Raw genomic sequence first — 19,227 nt, forward strand, 5'->3', positions numbered from 1 at the left:
CCGCCGCGAGGTCAATCGAAGAACGCTTCGGTCCTGATCTGCTTTTTCCGGTTTACGCCAAGGTCGATCAGGCTTTGTTTGAGCTCCCGGATCATGGCGCCGTTGCCCACCATGTAAAACGTGGGCGCCTCGAGCGTGGGCAAGGCCTGCAGCACGGGCTGCACGATGCGGCCCCCGCCCCCCGGCCAGGCGGGTCCGGGCTGAGACAGATGCAGGCGCAGCTCGGCGCCGGCCCGGGCACAGAGCGCTTCGAGTTCTTCCCGGATGAAGATGTCGGCTTCGCTGCGCAGGCCCCAAAACAGCAGGCGCCGGCCCGTGCGGGGCCTGTCCGCCAGCTCGTCGAGCATGGGCAAAACCGGCGCGAGGCCCGTGCCCGTGACCGCGAACACCACGTCACCTGCGTGGGCGGCGTCGAGGGTGAAAAAGCCGTGCGGTCCCGTGAGGTAGACCTCGGCCCCCGGGGCGAGGTGGCCGAAAAAGTCGGAGGCGGCGCCGTCGGGCAGAAGCTTGATCAGCAGCCGCAGCTCGTCACCCCGGCGGGTGAGGTTCGCCAACGAATAGCTGCGGCGGATGGGCTGCCCGGCGGCGTCCGTGCCGACCGCGAGCGTGACGAACTGACCGGGCTCGAACGCGAGACGAGGCGGGCTGACCATGGCAAAGCGAAGGTCACTGACATCGCCGGAGACCGGCGACACGGAAGTAAGTTGGGCGTTGAGCGGGCCAGAGGACATGGGAGAGCGACTTTATAGCAGGCGGGCGTCGGAACCCGGGGCCTGACAATCCGGTTCGATTGCAGTAGTTTGGCTGGCATGCGCGCCATTGGGGCTAAGTCGTCCTTGTTGTGTGGGCTGGCACTGGCCGGCCTGTCCGTGTCAACGCTCGGGAGTGCCGGCTGCAAGTCGGAGTCCTCTGCGCCCAAGCCTGCGGCCCTGCCGCCGGCACCCGCCCTCGCCGAGAAGGCGCCCCCGCCTGTGGCGGAGCCGGCCAAAGCCCCCGAGGCTCCGGCGGAAGCCGAGGCCGTGCCTGAGGCTCCGAAGGAGGAAGAATCGGTGAGCGGCACCATCGTCGTGCCCAAGGCCCGCAAAAAGGACGTGGCCAAGGGCGATATGCTCTTCCTCATCGTGCGGCGTGCAGGCGGCGCCCCGGGCCCGGGCTCGATGCTGGCGGTGCAAAAGCTGGTGGCGGAGGACTTCCCGATGCCCTTCGTGGTGAGTGGCCGCGACGCCATGATCCCCGGCAGCAAGTTCGACGGCGAGGTGAACATCTCCGTTCGTGTCGACAAGGACGGCGACCCCATGACCCGCCGCAAGGGCGATGTGTTCGGCGAGGTCAACGGTGTGAAGGTCGGCTCGAAGGACGTGCAGATCGAACTCGGCACGCTCCAGGCGGAGGACCAGGTGCTGGGCGGTGGCATGCGGGGCGGCCCAAGTCCCCACGGCGGCACGCCGCCCGGTCACCCCTGAGCGAGAAGGGCGTCTCGCGAGGCGCGGCCGTGCCCCGGTGCGTGCGCGGCCCCCGCGTGCGCGACCGTCGCTGCGGTTTTCAGCGCGGCGCGTATGCGATAAGGTTGGTCGGCTGATTGGGGAGTGGATGCCTGACTATCGACACCTTCAGGACATGGTGAGCCCCCGGGCCAGGCGTGCGCACGACGCGGGTGCCCGGCTCTGCCGTCGTCTGACGGCCGCCTCGGTCATTGCCTTGGGGCTGGCAAGCTGCGCGCCGGCGCGGCCCGGGCTGCTGGTGCCGCCTCGCGATCTCAGCCAAGGGGCGTCCCGTCCCCGCATCGAACGTGTCGTCGAGTTGGGCGGTGCGGCCGTGCGGGGCGAGGTGCAGCCTCTCGAAGCCGGTGACGGCGTGGCCGTGGTGGGAGAGGCGCTGTGGCTCCGCGGCCCGGGCTTCGGGCGCCAGCCCACGGTGCGGCTGGGCGGTGAGGTCACGCCCGTGCTGGGGTTTACGGCCGACGGTGGCCTCGTGGTGCGGGTGCCGGCCGGCGCGGCGACGGGGCGGCAGGCTCTCTCGGTGCGCACGGCCGCTGGGCAGGCCGAGACCGTGGTCGAGGTCAAGCGCTTCGCGGCCGCCTGGGACGCGGCGGGGCAGCTCTCCTGGGTGGACGCCGGTGTGCCCGCGCCGCTGGCGGGCCTCGCTCCTTCCGTCCCCCTCGTGGCGCACCTTGCGTTTTCGTCCGACGGGCGCGCCGCCTACGTCGTGGGGCCCGACGGGCGCCGGCTCACCGTGGTGGACATGACGGCCCAGGGGGGGCCGCGGGCCGTGTTTGCACTCGAACTCGAAGGCACGCCGGTCTTGGGGCTCGAAGCCTCTCGCGGCGCGCCCGTGTTGGCACTCGTGCGCGAGGAGGACGTGATGGTTCTCGATACGACGGAGGCGTTGCGGCCACCCCGCAGCCGCCCCCGGCCCCTTCCCCCGGAGGTGCGCGCCGGGCGTCCGGTGGGCGCGGCGCTTTCCCCCGATGGCCAGCACCTCGCCGTGGCGCTGGCGGGGAGTGGCCACGTGGCCCTGCTCGCGTTGTCGGACCGCGCCGACGCTCGGTTGGTGGCCCACGAAAAGGTGGACACCGCCGTGTCCGCCCCGCCCCTCGTCGACCTGTCTTTTTCGCCCGACGGACGCACCCTGTGGGTCTTGTCGGGGAGCACTCCAAAAACGGCGGAGCCCTCCCTCGGGCCCGCGCACGTGACGGCGTTCAGCGTCGCCGGGTCCCTGCAGGCCCCGCTCACCGGAGCGCGACGCTTTGCCCTGGGGGAGGCCTCCTTTCCCGTGGCGCTTGCGGTCTCGCCGGCGCGTCCTCTACCAAGCGGCGCCGCCATCCGTACGCCTCCCGTGGAGGCCCAGGTGTTCGTAAGTGCCCAGGACCAGGGCGAGGCGGGTGGGGGGCTCTTCGCCGTGGCCGCGGCGGCCACCCCGTTGCTCGCGACGCTGCCGTCACCGCCCACGGCGTCCATGGTGGACGCGCGGGGGCAGTGGGTGTTCACGTGCGTGGCGGGGCCGGGGGGGGCGGAGTTGGTCTGGGTCCGCGCTAACGAAAGGCCCACGACGCCCGGCCGCGCCCCCATTAAGGGCCTGACCTCCGGGTGCCGCCTGGAGGGACAGCCGTGAGCCCCTGGGGCGAGCGCGTGAGAGCGCCGCGCGCCCTCGGGCCTTCCCCGGCGGCTTGGCGGAATGGGTTCGCAACCGGCAGGAACGGCCGGTTCACATTTTGAGGAGAACATGAGCAACGACAAAGCAGGCAACGAATCGGGCAGCATCGTTTCGATCTCGCAGGAAAACCGTAAGTTCCCGCCGCCGGCCTCCTTCGTGGGCGCGTCGCGCCTGTCGGATCCCGCGGTGTACCGGCAGATGTACCAACGCTCGCTCGACGAGCCGGAGGCCTTCTGGGCGGAACAAGCGCGCACGGAGCTTGCGTGGGAAAAGCCCTTCACGAAGACGCTGTCGGGCGAGATGCCCTTCGTGCGCTGGTTCGAGGATGGCGAGCTCAACGTCTCGGTGAACTGCCTGGATCGTCACCTCGCGGCTCGCGGCGACAAGCCGGCGATCGTCTGGGAAGGTGAGCCCGGCGACGAGCGCATCCTGACGTACAAACAGCTGCACGCCGAGGTGTGCAAGTTCGCGGCGGCCCTTTTGGCCCAGGGGATCGGACGGGGCGACCGCGTGGCGATCTACATGCCGCTCATCCCGGAGGCCGCCGTGGCCATGCTGGCGTGTACGCGCATCGGCGCGGCCCACACGGTGGTGTTTGGCGGCTTTTCCGCAGAATCCCTGCGCGATCGGATCAACGACTGTGGGGCCAAGCTGGTGGTCACCGCGGATGGGGGATACCGCCGCGGCAAGGTGATCAACTTGAAGGACAACGTGGATCGCGCCGTGGCCCAGACGCCCTCGGTGACCCGCGTGATCATGGTGAATCGTACGGGCGGCGACGTGCCGATGCAGGCGGGCCGGGACATCTATTGGCACGACGCCGTGGCGAACGCCCCCGAGACACTGCCTGCGGCGTCTTTGCCGGCCGAACAGCTGCTGTTCATCCTCTACACCTCTGGCACCACGGGCAAGCCCAAGGGCATCGAGCACACCACGGGCGGTTACCTGCTCGGCACGCACCTCACGTCGAAGTACGTGTTCGACCTCAAGGAGGACGACGTGTACTGGTGTACGGCCGACATCGGCTGGATCACCGGGCACAGCTACATGATCTACGGGCCCCTTTCGAACGGAGCCACCGTGGTGATGTACGAAGGCGCGCCGGACGCGCCGGACAAAGATCGCTTTTGGTCCCTCATCGAGCGGCGCAAGGTCACGGTGTTCTACACCGCGCCCACGGCGATCCGCGCCTTCATACGTTGGGGCGACGACTTCGTCACGAAGCACGACCTGTCCTCGTTGCGCCTGCTCGGCAGCGTGGGCGAGCCCATCAACCCGGAGGCTTGGATGTGGTACCACCGGGTGATCGGCGGCGAGCGCTGTCCCATCGTGGACACGTGGTGGCAGACCGAAACCGGCGCCATCATGATGACGCCGTTGCCGGGCATCACCGCCACCAAGCCTGGAAGCTGCACCATACCCTTCTTCGGCATCGCGCCCGAGATCGTGCACAAGGATGGCACGCCCTGCGCGGCCAACGAAGGCGGGTTTTTGGTGATGCGCAAGCCCTGGCCCAGCATGCTGCGCGGCATTCACGGCGACAAGGAGCGCTTCGTGAAGACCTACTGGTCCGAGATGCCGGGCTCGTACTTCACGGGCGACGGCGCCCGCCAGGATAGCGATGGATATTTCTGGGTGATGGGCCGCGTGGACGACGTGCTGAACGTCTCGGGGCATCGGCTGGGCACGGCCGAAATCGAAAGCGCCCTCGTGGCCTGCGAAGAAGTGGCCGAGGCTGCGGTGGTGGGGCCGCCCCACGAGATCAAGGGGCAAGCCATTTGTGCCTTCGTCACCGTGAAGGCCGGCGTGACGCCCACCGATGCGCTGAAAAAGAAGCTGAGCGATCAGGTGGTGAGGGAGATCGGCGCCCTGGCACGGCCTGACGAGATCCGCTTTGCCGATGCGTTGCCCAAGACCCGTTCGGGCAAGATCATGCGGCGTTTGTTGCGCGAGATCGCCACCGGTGGTGCGGCCGTGGGCGATACGACCACGCTCGAGGACCTGAACGTCTTGTCGAGCCTCGCCGCCAAGCACTCGGACGAAGACTGAGGCGCCTCTCGTTCCGCGGAAGCCGCCGCCCGCCTTCGTGCCGGGGGCTTCCGCGGCTTCCTTGGGGCAGAAGTGCTCGCCTCGCGGTCCCGCGCCCGCGCGGGGGTGCTACAGTCCGCCCCGCTTCATGCGCTTCGACAGCGTCAACATCGTGGGCCTGGCCCACGTGGATGCCCCCCACCGGGTGCCTACCGAGGATCTCGATCGCGCCCTGGCCGAGACGTACGCGCGCCTGGGCCTGCCCGCGCGGCTGCTCGAGAGCCTGACCGGCGTGAGGGCCCGACGGTTTTGGGATCCTGAGACCCTGCCGAGCGAGGCGGCCGCGTGGGCAGGTGAAAAGGCGCTCGCCGCCGCGCAGCTTATGCCGCAGGAGGTGGGGGCTCTCGTGAACACGTCCGTCTCGCGGGATTACCTCGAGCCGTCCGTCGCGTGTTTCGTTCACCACCGTCTGGGCCTGCCCGAGACCTGCCTCAACTTCGATCTCGCGAACGCTTGCCTCGGGTTCCTGGATGGTATGTGCGTGGTGGGCAACATGATCGAGCGGGGTCAGATCGACTACGGTCTCATCGTCGACGGCGAGAGCGGTCGCTTCGTGGTGGAGCGCACCCTCGAACGCCTGCAGGCGCCCCACTGCGACGCCGCAACGTTGAAGGAACAGCTGGCCACGCTGACCTTGGGCGCTGGCGCCGTGGCCATGGTGTTGGCCCACAGCCGGGTGGCGCCGTGGGGCCACAGATTTCACGGTACGGTGAGTTTGGCGGCCACGCAGCACAACAGCCTGTGCCGCGGCCAGGCCGACGTGGGCCTGACGGACACACGCAGTCTGCTCGTCAACGGTGTGGCCCTGGCTGCCCGCACGTGGCAGCAGGCCCAGGCCGTTTTCGGGTGGCCCAGCGACACCGTGGATCTTTTCGCCCTTCATCAGGTGAGCGAGCTGCACACGCAGGAGCTGGCCCGCACGCTGGGGTTCGCTGTGGGCAAAGCCCCCCTCGTTTACCCCGAATACGGGAACGTGGGACCGGCCTCCGTGCCCCTGGTCTTGAGCCGGGCACAAGAGGCCCGCACCCTCAACCCGGGCGATCGGGTGATCTTGGCAGGCATTGGCAGTGGCCTCAACTGTACGGCAGGAGCGGTTTCGTGGTGAGCACACAGAAGACCTTACCCGCAGGCGTGAGCGCGGCGCTTTACCCCTTTGCTCCCCACAGCTTCGTGCGGCGCGGCCTGCGCATGAACTACATCGACGAAGGGCAGGGTGAGCCGGTGGTGATGGTGCATGGCAACCCCACCTGGTCGTTTCACTTCCGCGCGCTGGTGCGGGCGCTGCACGGCCGCTACCGCACGGTGGTGCCGGATCACATCGGGATGGGGCTTTCGGATAAGCCGCAGGACGAGGATTACGATTACCGCCTACAGAGCCGCGTAGACGATCTCGAGGCGTTGATTGCTCACCTCGGGCTCGATGCGGGGCCGCCTCTCACCTTGGTGTTGCACGATTGGGGCGGCATGATCGGCATGGCCTATGCTGCCCGCCATCCGCAGCGGGTGGCTCGCTTGGTGCTGATGAACACGGCCGCGTTTCACGTGCCTGCCGGTTCCAAGATTCCGCTGTCTCTTCAGGCGCTTCGCAAGACACCCCTTGGCCCCTTGGCCGTTTTGGGCCTCAACGCGTTCGCCCGCATGGCGGCGCGCGTGTGCACCCACCGCACGAAGCTCAGCGCCGACGTGCGCGCGGCGTACTGTGCGCCGTACGACTCCTGGCAGACACGCCTCGCCACGCTGCGGTTCGTGCAAGACATCCCCGCGGAGCCCACGCATCCCTCCTACGCGCTCGTGAGCGAGACCGAGGCGGCACTGCCGCAGTTCCGCGACACGCCTGCGTTGCTCCTGTGGGGCATGCATGATTTCGTGTTCACCCCGGCCGTGCTGGCGTCGTGGCGCGCCCGCTGGCCCAAGGCCGAGGTCAAGGCCTTCGACGATTGTGGGCACTACCTGCTCGAGGATGCGCCCGACGAAGTGTGCGCGCGGGTGACGGCGTTCCTCGCGGAGCATCCGCTCGCGCCACCTTCGCCGCTACCCTCGCTTCCCACATGAACGCGCCCCCCGTGTCCTCCCCTCCCGCCGTGGCGCCGGAGCGGGGCGACGTGGTGAACGTCGCCGCGTGCCTGCCGCAGATCGCGGCCGCGCAGCCCGAAAGGCTCGCGCTGGCCGAGCCTGCGGGGGCAGGGGGGCGCTACCGTGAACTCACCTACCGCCAGCTCGACGAGCAAAGCGACCAGGTGGCGCGCGGGCTGGCCGCGATCGGGATCGGCCAGGGGGTGCGGGCCGTCTTGATGGTCCCCCCGGGGCCGCATTTTTTTTCATTGGCCTTCGGCATGGCCAAGGCGGGTGTGGTGCCGGTGATGATCGATCCCGGCCTGCCCCGTAAACATCTGGCCGCCTGCATCGACGAAGCCGCACCCGAAGCGTTCATCGGCTCGCCGAAGGCCCACGTGGCGCGCGCCCTTTTCGGCTGGGGCCAGCGCACCGTCGGGATGAACGTGGTGGTGGGAGGCTCTCGGGTCTGGGGCGGTCGTGCGGGGGTCTCTTGGTCCGAAGTGCTGCGGCGAGGGGCCGAGGCGCGCGGCCCAGCTCTGGCGCCCACGCGGGCCGAAGACGTCGCGGCCATCCTGTTTACGAGCGGCAGCACGGGTGTGCCGAAGGGGGCCGTTTACACGCAGGCCAACTTCGCGGCGCAGGTCGCGGCGATTCGCGAGATCGCGGGACTGGGTGACGCCGAGATCGATCTGCCCACCTTTCCGCTCTTTGCGCTCTTCGATCCCGCCCTTGGCATGTCGACCGTGGTGCCGCAGATGGATTTCACGCGGCCGGCCCGCGCCAACCCGCGGCGCATCCTCCGGGCGCTCACCGCAAGGCGCGTGACGAACATGTTCGCGTCACCGGCGCTGCTGCGCACCCTGGTGCGGTATGCGGTGCCTGCGGGCGAACGGGTGTGGGGCCTGAGGCGCATCGTCTCGGCGGGCGCCCCCGTGTCCCCAGCCCTCGTCAAAGAGCTCTTGCAGCTGATGCCGAACGGCAAGGTCGTGACCCCCTACGGCGCCACCGAGGCGTTGCCCGTGGCCGTGATCGAAAGCGACGAGATCCTGCGCGTGGGCGCGCGCAGCGCGGCCGGGCAGGGCATTTGTGTGGGCCGTCCGGTGGCCGGTGTCGACGTGGCGATCATCCCGCTCCATGACGAGCCCATCGGTGTATGGCGTGACGAGCTGCGCTTGCCGCCGCCTACGCGCGGAGAGATCGTGGTGCGTGGCCCTCAAGTCACACGGTCGTATTGGGGACGGCCCCAGGCCGACGCCTTGGCCAAGATCCCCACCGCCGACGGGGTGGGTTTTTGGCACCGGATGGGCGACGTGGGCGCCTTCGATGACGAAGGGCGCCTGTGGTTTTGCGGCCGCAAAGCGCACCGGGTGGTGCTGGCTGACGGCCACGTTTTGTTCTCTGTCGCCTGCGAGGGTGTGTTCAACGCGCACCCCGCCGTGCGGCGCTCTGCGCTCGTGGGTGTGACGCTCGGGGGTGAAACGCACTCCATCGTGTGCGTCGAGCGTGACCCCGCGGCGGGCGCGTGGCCGCGGCTCGCCACCGCGTTGCGGGCGCTCGGGCAGGCCTGCCCTGAAACGCAGCGCATTCATCACTTCCTTGCGCATCCTGGGTTCCCCGTGGACATTCGGCACAACGCCAAAATCGATCGTGAAGCGCTCGCGCTGTGGGCGAGAGGGCGCGTCTCGTGAACGTGCTCGTGACGGGCGGCGGTTTTCTGGGCAGCGCGCTGGCGCGTCGGTTGTTGGCCCGCGGTGACGGTGTCCGGGTTTTCGGGCGACGCGCCCGCCCCGCCCTGCGCGCCGAAGGCGTCGAGGTGCTGTGCGGCGACGTGGCCGACCCCGCCCACGTGGCGGCGGCGGTGGCGGGCTGCGAGGCCGTGTTTCATACCGCCGCCCAGGTGGGCAGCTGGGGACGCCCCGCGCTCTTCGAGCGGACCAACGTGGAGGGCACCCGGAACGTGATCGCCGCGTGCCTCCAGCACGGCGTGCGCCGCCTGGTGTTCACCAGCTCGCCGTCCGTGGCCCACGGCCGGGGTGATTGTGAAGGCATCGACGAAAGCCACGGCTACGCCGAGGCCTTCGACGCCGAGTACCCGCGCACCAAGGCGATCGCCGAGCGGCTGGTGTTGGCCGCCAACGGCCGCGCTCTGGCCACGCTCGCCCTGCGGCCTCACTTGATGTGGGGGCCGGGTGACACGCAGCTCATCCCCCGGGTCGTGGCGCGGGCGCGCGCCGGCACTCTGCGCTTGCCCGGGGGGCCCGCCAAGCGGGTGGACTGCACCTACGTCGACAACGCCGTCGACGCCCACCTGGCTGCCCTCGCGCGGTTGGCGCCCGGGGCCGTCTGTGCAGGGCGGGCGTATTTCATCAGCCAGGGCGAGCCCCTGCCGCAGCGAGACCTCATCACCCAGGTACTCGAAGCGGTGGGCATCCCGGGCCCTTTCCCCACCGTCGCACCCTGGATCTTGCGCCGGGCGGGCGCTGCGGCGGAGGCCTGGTGGAGGGTCCGCGGCATCTGGGATCGCGAGCCCCCCCTCACGCGCTTCGTGGCCCGGCAGCTCACCTCCGCCCACTGGTTCGACATCAGCGCCGCCCGCCGGGACCTCGGATACGAGCCCCGGGTATCGATCGCCACGGGGCTCGCGCGCCTTCGCCGCGACGCCTTCGGAAGCTGAGGCCCTCCGCGGGGCGGCCGGCTTTTCGGCGGGCCAAAGTGGTGGCGGCTCGCCAGGCGCGTTACGCTTGCCCCATCGGCCCGTTGAATTTCCAGCAGCGCATACATCTCATCACCGGGAAGGGCGGCGTGGGCCGGACGATCGTGTCCGTGGCGTTGGCGCGCGCGCTGGCGCGTGCGGGACGCCGGGTTTTGCTCACCGAGACGGGCGAGGCCGACGATGCGTTCTCCCCTCTGGGGGAATACTTCGCCGGGGTGCGGCTTTCGGACGAGCCCTGCGCGGTGGCGCCCGGTGTGGACGCATGCCAGTTGTGGGCAAACACGGGGCACGAGCTTTTTGCCCGCGCCGTGATTCCTGCGGGCCCCCTGGTGTCGGCGGCCATGCGTTCGAAGCCGCTTCGTCGCTTCATGCGCGCCGCGCCCTCGTTTTACGAGCTCGGCATTCTCTACCATTTCCTGCACCTGCTCGAGCGTGAGGACGCCGGACAGCCCCGCTACGATGCCGTGGTGGTGGACATGCCGGCCACCGGGCACACCCTGGCGCTCACCACGCTGCCCGAGGTGGCCCTGCGGGTGGTGCCGCGCGGACCCGTGGCCACGGCGATGCGCAAAGGCCAGGGCTTCATCTACGACGCGTCTCAGACGGCCGCGTGGGTGGTCACTCTGCCCGAACCGCTGCCCGTCAGCGAAGCCATCGAACTGGTGGAAGGCCTGCGGCGTTCGCGGGTGCCTTTGGGCGGCGTGATCCTGAACCGTTTTTTGCGGGATCCCTTCAGCCAAGCCGAGAGAGAGGCTGCCTCCGCGTGGCTTGCCGCCGAGCGCCTGCGCGGGCGCTTCGCGTTCGAACGCATCCTCATGGCGGGAGAATCCGTGCGGCGCCTCGAAGACGCAACCCACCTGCCGTTGGTGCGGCTCACCGAGGTGCCTCCCGAGCAGGGCAACGCCTGCGAGGGCTTGGTGGCGCAGTTTTTGGCCCTGCGCCAGGGGGAGGGGCCGTCGTGAACGAGGGCCGCTCACCCCCCACCGTCGCGGACTTGTTCGCGAGCCGCCGGGTGATCGTGTGCTGCGGGGCGGGAGGCGTGGGCAAAACCACCGTCTCGGCGTCGTTGGCGCTCTCCGCCGCGCGGGAAGGCCTGCGGGTGCTCGCCATCACAGTGGATCCCAGCCGCCGCCTGGCCGAGGCGTTGGGGGTCTCGCAGCACCAGCAGAGCCCCACGATGCTCTCGGCGGAGCGGCTCGCGGCCGTGGGCGTCACGCCTCCGGGCACCCTCTCGGCCTGGATGCTGGATCCGCAGCTGGTCTGCGATCAGGTGGTGAGCGCCGTGACGAAGGATCCCGAGGCGCAGCAGCGCATGCGGCAAAACCGGCTTTACCAGAACGTGAGCACGCTCGTGGCGGGCATGCACGAGTACACGGCGGTGGAAGCCCTGCACGGGTTCATTCGCGACGACCACTACGATCTGGTCGTGCTGGACACGCCGCCCTCTCGCAACGCGATCCGCTTTTTGGACACGCCCTCGCGCGCCAACGCGTTTTTGGATCCTCGCATCTTCAGCGTGTTTTTGCCCTCCGAATCGAACATCTTCCGGAGGGCCGGCACGGCGCTGGTGAACAAGATCTTGGACTTGGGGCTCGGCAAGGAGTCCCGGGTCGAGCTGCAGGAGTTTCTGTCGCTGTTTCAGGTGATCTTGCGGCACCTCAACCGCAACCAGGAAGAGATGCAGCGCTTCTTCGCCAGCCAACAGGTGGCGTTTTTGCTGGTCACGTCTCCGGCCCAGGCCGCCGTGGACGAGGCGGTTCACTTCGAGGCGCGGACGCGGGAGCTTGGTGTGCGGATCGGTGGGTACGTGCTCAACCAAAGCTTGGCGCCTGCCGCGTCTTTGCCGTATCCCACGCCCGAACGCCTGCCGCCGTTGCGGGGCCCAGTGGAGGAAAGCGCGCTCGCGAAGCTGCGGGCGCTTGCCTCCGTGGAAGCCCACGGTGTGGACCGCGACGCGGCGTTGGCCGCCAGCTTGCGAGATCGGCTCGCCGGCCGGGCCCCCCTGTGGGTGCTGCCGCGCTTTACCCGGGAAAACAGCGCCTTCGAGGCGCTCTTGTCCCTGGCGGACCTGCTCATGGGCCGCACGTTCCGCATGTGAGCGGGCGACCGGGCCCCCGGGCCCCGGGGGCGCCACCCGGGACGCCGTTCATGTTGTAGGGTCCCCCTCGCGACATGCGAGCGATCCTGTTTCGATTGGCCCCGCGGGCTTCCGGCGTGGCTTTCCTGCTCTTCGTGACCCTCTCGTGCCAGTCGAGCGGCGTCATCAAACGCAGCGACGGCTCTGCCACGCTGGCGGTGCGCGACCTGCGCTTGAACGGAATGTCCGAGCCCCTGGGGCTCGCGGGCCCGCCGCGCGTGTCGTGGCGGCTGGAGTCCACTTTGCCGGGCACGATGCAGACCGCCTACCAGGTCGTAGCGGCCACCACGCCCGAGGGGCTTTACAGCGGCGAGGGGCGCCTGTGGGACAGTGGCAAGGTCAAGGGCTCCCAGGCGGCGGGTGTGCCCTGGGCGGGGGCCCCGCTGTCGTCGCGCCAACGGGGCTTCGCGGCGGTGCGCGTGTGGGACCAACGCGGCAACGTCTCGCCCTTGTCCGCACCGGCCCCCTTCGAGCTCGGCCTGCTCGCGCCCGGCGATTGGACGGCAAAGTGGATTGGCGCCTCCCGGCAAGGCGCAGCGGCGGATCCCGCGGCGCCCCTGCGGGCGGCGTCCTGGGTGTGGGCGGCGGGCGAAGACGCGCGGAACGCGGCCCCGGTGGGGCACCGCTACTTCCGCAACGAGTTCACGCTGCCGGCCGGGGGCCACATTCAGCACGCGGTGTTGTGGGTGGGGGCGAACGACAGCGCCGAGGTCTTCGTGAACGGGAAAAAGGTGACCAGCGGGTCCCTGAGCCGCCTCGCCACGCCCGTGGACGTGGCCGCCCAGCTGCGCCCCGGGCGCAACGTGGTTGCGGCCGACGTGCACAACACGGGAGGGCCCGCGGGTCTCTTGCTGGCGCTCGAGCTCACCACGGCTGAAGGCGGCACGTTCGCGATTCACACGGGGGACGTGGGGTGGCAAGCCGCCGCGCGGCCCGGGGCCGACTGGCAGCAGGTCGGCGAGCCGAGCGGCTTCGGGGACGCCGAAGTGATCGCCAAGTTCGGCGCCCCTCCCTTCGCGGGCCGCCCTCAGCTGCCCGCGTGGGCAGCGCCCGCGCCCTACCTTTACAGTACGTTTTCGGCACCGGCCCACATCACGCGGGCGCGCGCCTACGTCGCGGGGCTCGGCTACTACGAGCTTTACCTCAACGGCCGCCGGGTGGGCGATCACGTGCTCGAGCCGCCGTTCAGCGACTACGACAAAACCGTCGAGTACACCGTCTTCGACGTCACGCGCTTGCTCGAGCCCCGAAACAACGGTGTGGGCATCATCCTGGGCAACGGGTACTACAACCAACACGCGGCGGACGTGTGGAACTACGAGAAGGCGCCGTGGCGAGACGAGCCCAAGGTGCGCGTACAGATCGAGGCGCTCACCGAGACGGGCGAGCGCTTCGTGGTGGCAAGCGATGGCACCTGGAAAGCCGCCGACGGGCCGATTCGCTTCGATGGTCTTCGCAACGGTGAGCACTACGATGCCCGTCTCGAGAGGCCCGGCTTCGCCACAGCCGGGTTCGAGGCGCCAGGGGCTCGCCCCGTGCGCGAAGTCGGGCCGCCCCGGGGGCGCCTGGTGCCGCGCGAAGCTCCCCCGATCCGGGTGACCGAGACGCTGGAGGCGCGCAGCGTGCAGCAGGTGGCCGCGGGGGTGCACCTTTTCGATCTCGGGCAGAACATCGCGGGGTGGGCGCGTCTGCGCGTCCAGGGGCCCACCGGCACGAAGCTCACCTTGCGCTTCGGCGAGAAGCTCGGGCCTGACGGCCGCCTGGATCGCAAGGCGCTCGAGGGCCTCCTGCGCCAAGGCGTCTTCGAGGAAGACCAGTACATCTTGCGCGGTGGCCCCGAGGAGGTCTGGGAGCCGCGCTTCACGTACCACGGCTTCCGCTACGTGGAAGTGGAGGGGTTCCCGGGCACACCCCCGGCAAGCGCGATCGAGGGCCGCGTGGTGCATACGGACTTCGCGAGCGTGGGCCACTTCGAGACCTCGGACGCGCTCGTCAACCGCATCCACGCGGCCACGTGTTGGTCGTACCGAAGCAACTACGTGGGCATTCCCACCGACTGCCCGCACCGGGAAAAAAACGGCTGGACGGGCGACGCTCACTTGGCCATCGACGCGGGCTTGTTCAACTTCGACAACGCGGCTGCCTACCTCAAGTGGATCCGCGACCTCACGGAGGCGCAGAGCCCCAAGGGCACTTTGCCGGGCATCGTGCCGTCGCCGGGCTGGGGCTACGAAGACAAGTGGAGCGGACCCGCCTGGGACGCCGCTTTGTTCGTGGTGCCGTGGAGCGTCTACAAGTTCACGGGGGATCGCACGGCCCTCATGCTGGCGTTCGGCGCGCAGCAAAAGTACTTGGCCTCCCTCGAAGCGCGGGCGCCCGAGGGCCTGGTCGATTTTGGCCTGGGGGATTGGTCGCACTGGAAGACCCAAACGCCCGTGGCGGTCACGTCCACCGCGGCCTACCACCTGATGGCTACCCTGGCCGCGAAGACCGCGGGCGCGCTCGGCCAGCCTGACCTCGCGAAGCGCTATACGGCGCTGGCCGACAAGATCTCACAAGCGTTTCAGCGCGCCTTCGTGAACGCCCGCACCGGACAGGTGGCCGACGATCAGCAAACGGCGCTGGCCTTGGCACTCCTTCAGGGGCTCGTGCCTGAAACGCTGCGGCCGGCGGTGGTGCAGCGGCTCGTTGCCAGCGTCGAAAAGACGGACTTTCATCCGGATACGGGCGTGCTGGGCGCAGGGGCGCTCTTGCGGGCGCTGTCGAAGGCGGGGCATGCCGATGTGGCCTTCAAAGTGGCGAACCGGCGGACGGCGCCCGGATGGGGCCACTGGATCGACCAGGGGGCAACCACGTTGTGGGAGACCTGGAGCGGGGAAAGCTCGCGCAACCACGTCTTCTTCGGCGACATCGACGCCTGGTACTACGAAGTGCTGGCCGGCATACAGCCCGACGACAGTGCGCCTGGCTTTGCGCACGTCACGTTGGCGCCCGAGGTGGTGCCGGAGCTCGACAGAGTCGAGGCCAGCGTGGACACCGTGCGCGGCAAGGTGCTCTCCCGGTGGGAGCGCGAGGGCGACAGCGTGCGTTTCGCCTTCGAAGTGCCGACCACCGTCAGGGCAACCCTTCGCGTGCCCGCCGCCCCCGGCGCCAGGGTGACGCTCAATGGGCGTGCCATCGACGACGTCCCCGGCCTGGGCGCCCGCAAGCTTCCCGAGGGCGGCTATAGCTTCGAGGCGGGGCCTGGACGCTATGCGGTGGTCGCAGGCCGGTGAGTGCAGCCGGGGCGATGTGCGGGGTCGCCCGTCCGCGCGCAGAGCGGTGGGCTTACGGGGGCGCTTTAGTTTCCCTGCGTTTCCGGAAACGACGGCCCGATGTCCGCGGCAGGGCTTCCAGCCTGCAAGGGATACCAATACACCCCATTCGTTTCCGTGAGCGGGCCCAGGCGCGGGTCGGCGAAGGTGCTGTTGGCGAGGGCGCCCTGGGGGTTGTTGACCACCGGGAAAAACAGATTGCCGCCTGCGTTGGTGGCGGCAGCGCCCACGAAGGGGCCTCCCTTGTTCTCGGTGAAGATTGTTTTGGCGAAACTCACGGCAAGGGTCGGCTGCATCCAGAAGCCCCCGCCGGACTCGCCCGCCTGGTTGTAGGCGAAGAGGCTGCGCTCGATGGTCACGGGGCCCCCGCCGTCCTTACGGAACCCACCCCCGGAGCGCGAGGTGCACACGTTGTCTCCGAACACGCTGTTGGTGATCCGGACGTCACCTGCCCCGGGAAAGTAAATGGCGCCCGCGTCCACGAGCGATCGATTGCGCACGAACACTGACGACTCGATGTCGATCTTGGCGCCGATCAAATAGGCCGCGCCCCCTTTGTTGTTGGTCGTCCAATTGTCGACGAACACCGAGCGTTTCACGATGACGTGATCCCCCTGTTTGGCGTAACCGTAAAGCTGGATCGCCCCTCCAAAGGCCGCGCCGTGGTTGCCCTGCAAGAGCACCCCTTCGAGCTGCAAGGGCGAGCCGCCGTCGCTCAAAATGGCGCCGTGCCCTGCGGTCCCACCGTTGTCCAGGAACACGCTGTGAATGACGGTCAACGGTTGGCCGATGCTATAGAGGGCTCCGGCCTCGGGGCTGTCGTTTTCCACGAAGACCACCCGCTCGATGCGTAGGCTGCCCTCGGCGCGGGACGAGATCGCGCCGCCGGCTTTGCCAAGGTCGTCTCCTTGCGCGTTGAGCCCGCGGTTCTTGCGAAACACGCTGTCTCTCACGATCGCGTTCATTCTACGGCGAATGTAAAGGCCTCCCGTTGCGGCCCCATGGTTGTTCTCGAAGGTGCAGCCAATGACCTCCACGCTTCCCCGTTCGGCGCCGTCCGCCTGATCCACATACAGACCGCCGCCCACGTCGGTGGTGCGGACGTTTTTGATGGTCAAACCAATGAAGCGCGTGTGCACGTCGCGACCCACGCGCAGGCCACCCTTCGTTTCGCCGGCGTCGATGGTGAAACCCGGGGCTTGGCTTGCGTCGAGGGTGACGGACTTGCCGACGACCAGCGGGGCGTTCGTGCGGAGCACGGCCCCCGCAAGTGAGGGGGCAATGCGAATCACCGTGCCGTGACCCGCGGAAGCGAGAGCGTCAGCCAGCGTCACGGCCCCCGCGGCGCCCGCGCTGAGGGCGTTGACCACCACATCGGCAGCCGGCGCGGTCCATTCGTACTTCGTGGTGGGATTGTAGGTTTTGGGAGGCGTCATCCGCCCCGCAAGTTCCCCTGCGCCGTCTACGCCTCCCGACGCAGGGGAGCCTCCGGACGCTGGGACGCCTCCAGAGGCTGTGGCCCCTTCAGAAGACGCTGTGGAGCCTCCGGATGCCATGCTCCCTCCGGCCGCTCTGCCCCCGGCCGCAGCGCCACCAGACAGGCTTGCGGCGCCTCCTCCGCCCGTGCCTGCTTCGTCCTCCTGCTGGTCGCTGCTGCCACAAGCGGTCAGCACCACGAGAACGGACGCAACGAAGCAAAACGATAGGTACTTCACGGTGAGGTCTCGTGCGCGCGGCTTCGGACGGCCCGGAAGGCCTGCCATCCAAAGGCGACCTCAAAGCTTAACACGAACAGGCAGCATGCTTCAAACGACAGCGCGTGGGGTACCGCCTTCACCACCCGCCGCGCTGCTTGAGTTCGCTCGCCAAGCGCATGGCAAGCCCGGCCAAGGTCAGGGTGGGGTTCGCCGCCGGCGAGGTGGGAAACACCGACAAGTCGCATACGTAGATGTTGTCGTAGGCGTTCACCTTCAACTGAGGGTCAACGACGGCTTCGCCAGGCAGACCCATGCGCAGCGTGCCCACCTCGTGGGCCACGCCGCCCAAACCGCCTGGCTTCAAGCTCACGTCTTGCCCCGGAAGGGCTTGCCCCTCCAACGCCGCAATCACGGCGTCTTTGATCGCGTTGGCGTCGGCGATGAAGGGCGCGGCCCTGCACTTCGCTACCCCCTCCTCAACGCGCCGCATGAAGGACATTTCTACTTTGCACAAAAGCGTACATTTCTACTTTGCGTTGACATCCTTATGACGCGAGTGGACTTGGTGCTTGAGCTTCCTGTACGCTGCGATGAGAATGAAGACGAGTTGCAAAGCCCTCTTGTGCTTGGCTCTGCTGCAGACGGGAGCTGGCTGCAGTCGGGCCGCTGTTTCTCAGGCGCCTCCAGGTTCTGATGTTTCGCCCCCTGCTAAGTCCCCCTCTCCGAAGATCGCCCCTGGAGCGTCCGGTCAAGATGCGACAGCTCAACGAGAGGAAACTCCCCCCGAGCTCAAAGACGTTCCGCAGCAAGTGCTGATAGGAACCGATGTGGAGCCGTTGCAGCCGCATCTGGCGCATGGGCAGCCTGTGCAGCCGGGGAAGTACGCAGCCGAGATTGGTGGCGCAGTCTTGCGGGGGGAGATCACTGCGGGCACAGCCCCCGGCTTCAAGCGGCAGTTCAAAGAGCCGGGCCTCAAGAGTTCGACCGCCACATACGAGACACTGAGGGTCTCGGAGAATGCCCTTACGGGGGAGAAGATCACCATCATCGGCTTGCCGGACGCTATCTTGGTGTTTGAACGCGACAGTGGCGTCTCAGGAATTCCTAAAAGCCTCTGGATCCGTTACGAGCGTCAGGAGGAACGGCCATGAGCTTCAAGCTCCTTGCGGAAGGGGCAACCGGCCAGCGCGTCAGGAAGCTCCAGGAGATGTTGAACGCGGCGGTGAAGCTCAAACCGCAAATGACGGTAACAGGGAAGTTCGACGCAGCGACAAGAGAGGCCGTGTGTGACTTCCAGAGAACGGTGTTTCTGAAGGTCGACGGAGTCGTTGGCCGCGCTACCTGGAGGAAGCTGCTCGAGAACCCGGCGAGTCGAATGATCTTCACCTACCGCGCGGGTCCGCAAGAGCCACTCGCCGACGTGGCCGCGACCTACATCGGCGCCACAGAGTCGCCGATTAACCGGATGGGCAACGATGATCGGATGCGCGAGATTTTCGAGGCCGATGCGCTGAAGGGTGAAGACGGCGCTACCGACGGCTATGCATGGTGTGCGGCTTTCGTTTCCTTGTGCGTGCAGAAACTGATAGCCACGAGCCTCATCTTCCGGCAGGTGAAGGCCCCCCGGGTGGCCAGCGTGACCATGTTTCGCACGAGGTGGGCACCCGCGCAGTCGTGCTTGATCTTCGAGCCTGGTGATCCGAAGTTCTCGCCACACAAAGGCGACATCGTCGTCTTTACTTTCTCGCACATCGGCATCGTGGAAAGCGTCACGAGCGCGCAGCAAATCGAGACCATCGAAGGGAATACGAATGAGCAAGGCAGCCGCGAAGGGACGACCTGCCGACGCAAGTCACGGTCGACCACCCTCGTCCACTGCTTCATCCGCCTTCCAGTTCCCGAGGCTTATGATGATGACCGCAAGATGTGCATGGTGCCCGAAAGGCCTTCCGAGACGGAGAGGTACTTCGGCATCCGCGGCCCATGACGAAAGTGCCCCGCGTTTTTCGAGGGATCAGAATCGTTGAGGGTTCATCTGTGGAAGAACGACCCTCTCCATGACGCTTCTCA

At 68.2% G+C, this 19,227-nt stretch carries 15 protein-coding genes; 12 read left to right on the forward strand and 3 right to left on the reverse strand.

Annotated features, from left to right (window positions below):
* Positions 1 to 11 precede the first annotated feature (11 nt).
* A complete protein-coding gene (locus KA712_06965) occupies positions 12 to 731 on the reverse strand; it encodes a hypothetical protein (GenBank protein MCG5052684.1) in 720 nt (239 codons plus the stop codon).
* A gap of 78 nt (positions 732 to 809) precedes the next feature.
* Between KA712_06965 and KA712_06970 the strand changes: the two genes are divergently transcribed.
* From KA712_06970 to KA712_07015, 10 genes are all read left to right on the forward strand, one after another.
* The gene (locus KA712_06970; protein ID MCG5052685.1) at positions 810 to 1,463 is read left to right on the forward strand and encodes a hypothetical protein; all 654 of its coding nucleotides are present in this window, start codon (positions 810 to 812) and stop codon (positions 1,461 to 1,463) included.
* A gap of 154 nt (positions 1,464 to 1,617) precedes the next feature.
* The gene (locus KA712_06975; GenBank protein ID MCG5052686.1) at positions 1,618 to 3,111 is read left to right on the forward strand and encodes a hypothetical protein; all 1,494 of its coding nucleotides are present in this window, start codon (positions 1,618 to 1,620) and stop codon (positions 3,109 to 3,111) included.
* Positions 3,112 to 3,222: 111 nt separating this feature from the next.
* A complete protein-coding gene (acs, locus tag KA712_06980; protein ID MCG5052687.1) occupies positions 3,223 to 5,202 on the forward strand; it encodes an acetate--CoA ligase in 1,980 nt (659 codons plus the stop codon).
* 127 nt (positions 5,203 to 5,329) lie between these two features.
* Positions 5,330 to 6,346: a 3-oxoacyl-ACP synthase III gene (locus KA712_06985; protein MCG5052688.1), complete on the forward strand. Its 1,017-nt coding sequence runs from the start codon at positions 5,330 to 5,332 to the stop codon at positions 6,344 to 6,346.
* Entirely contained in the window at positions 6,340 to 7,293 is a 954-nt protein-coding gene (locus KA712_06990; protein ID MCG5052689.1) for an alpha/beta fold hydrolase, read from the forward strand. The genes KA712_06985 and KA712_06990 overlap by 7 nt, the downstream gene beginning before the upstream one ends.
* Positions 7,290 to 8,984, forward strand: a complete 1,695-nt coding sequence (locus KA712_06995; GenBank protein MCG5052690.1) for an AMP-binding protein — start codon at positions 7,290 to 7,292, stop codon at positions 8,982 to 8,984. The genes KA712_06990 and KA712_06995 overlap by 4 nt, the downstream gene beginning before the upstream one ends.
* On the forward strand, positions 8,960 to 9,970 hold the full coding sequence (locus KA712_07000) for an NAD-dependent epimerase/dehydratase family protein (GenBank protein ID MCG5052691.1): 1,011 nt from the start codon (positions 8,960 to 8,962) through the stop codon (positions 9,968 to 9,970). Before KA712_06995 ends, KA712_07000 begins: the two co-directional genes overlap by 25 nt.
* An 83-nt stretch (positions 9,971 to 10,053) precedes the next feature.
* The gene (locus KA712_07005) at positions 10,054 to 10,971 is read left to right on the forward strand and encodes an arsenic transporter (GenBank protein MCG5052692.1); all 918 of its coding nucleotides are present in this window, start codon (positions 10,054 to 10,056) and stop codon (positions 10,969 to 10,971) included.
* A complete protein-coding gene (locus tag KA712_07010) occupies positions 10,968 to 12,107 on the forward strand; it encodes an AAA family ATPase (protein MCG5052693.1) in 1,140 nt (379 codons plus the stop codon). Before KA712_07005 ends, KA712_07010 begins: the two co-directional genes overlap by 4 nt.
* A gap of 74 nt (positions 12,108 to 12,181) precedes the next feature.
* The gene (locus KA712_07015) at positions 12,182 to 15,421 is read left to right on the forward strand and encodes a family 78 glycoside hydrolase catalytic domain (protein MCG5052694.1); all 3,240 of its coding nucleotides are present in this window, start codon (positions 12,182 to 12,184) and stop codon (positions 15,419 to 15,421) included.
* Between the two features lie 65 nt (positions 15,422 to 15,486).
* On the opposite strand, the gene KA712_07020 is transcribed toward KA712_07015, so the two are convergent.
* A complete protein-coding gene (locus KA712_07020; protein ID MCG5052695.1) occupies positions 15,487 to 17,175 on the reverse strand; it encodes a hypothetical protein in 1,689 nt (562 codons plus the stop codon).
* A 118-nt stretch (positions 17,176 to 17,293) separates the two neighbouring features.
* Entirely contained in the window at positions 17,294 to 17,647 is a 354-nt protein-coding gene (locus tag KA712_07025; protein MCG5052696.1) for a GMC family oxidoreductase, read from the reverse strand.
* A gap of 337 nt (positions 17,648 to 17,984) precedes the next feature.
* On the opposite strand from KA712_07025, the gene KA712_07030 reads away from it, so the two are divergent.
* Both KA712_07030 and KA712_07035 read left to right on the forward strand, forming a co-directional pair.
* Positions 17,985 to 18,308, forward strand: a complete 324-nt coding sequence (locus KA712_07030) for a hypothetical protein (protein ID MCG5052697.1) — start codon at positions 17,985 to 17,987, stop codon at positions 18,306 to 18,308.
* The gene (locus KA712_07035; protein MCG5052698.1) at positions 18,305 to 19,144 is read left to right on the forward strand and encodes a peptidoglycan-binding protein; all 840 of its coding nucleotides are present in this window, start codon (positions 18,305 to 18,307) and stop codon (positions 19,142 to 19,144) included. The genes KA712_07030 and KA712_07035 overlap by 4 nt, the downstream gene beginning before the upstream one ends.
* Positions 19,145 to 19,227: the final 83 nt, after the last annotated feature.

Source organism: Myxococcales bacterium, from assembly GCA_022184915.1.
Taxonomy (GTDB): Bacteria; Myxococcota_A; Polyangia; order Fen-1088; family Fen-1088; genus JAGTJU01.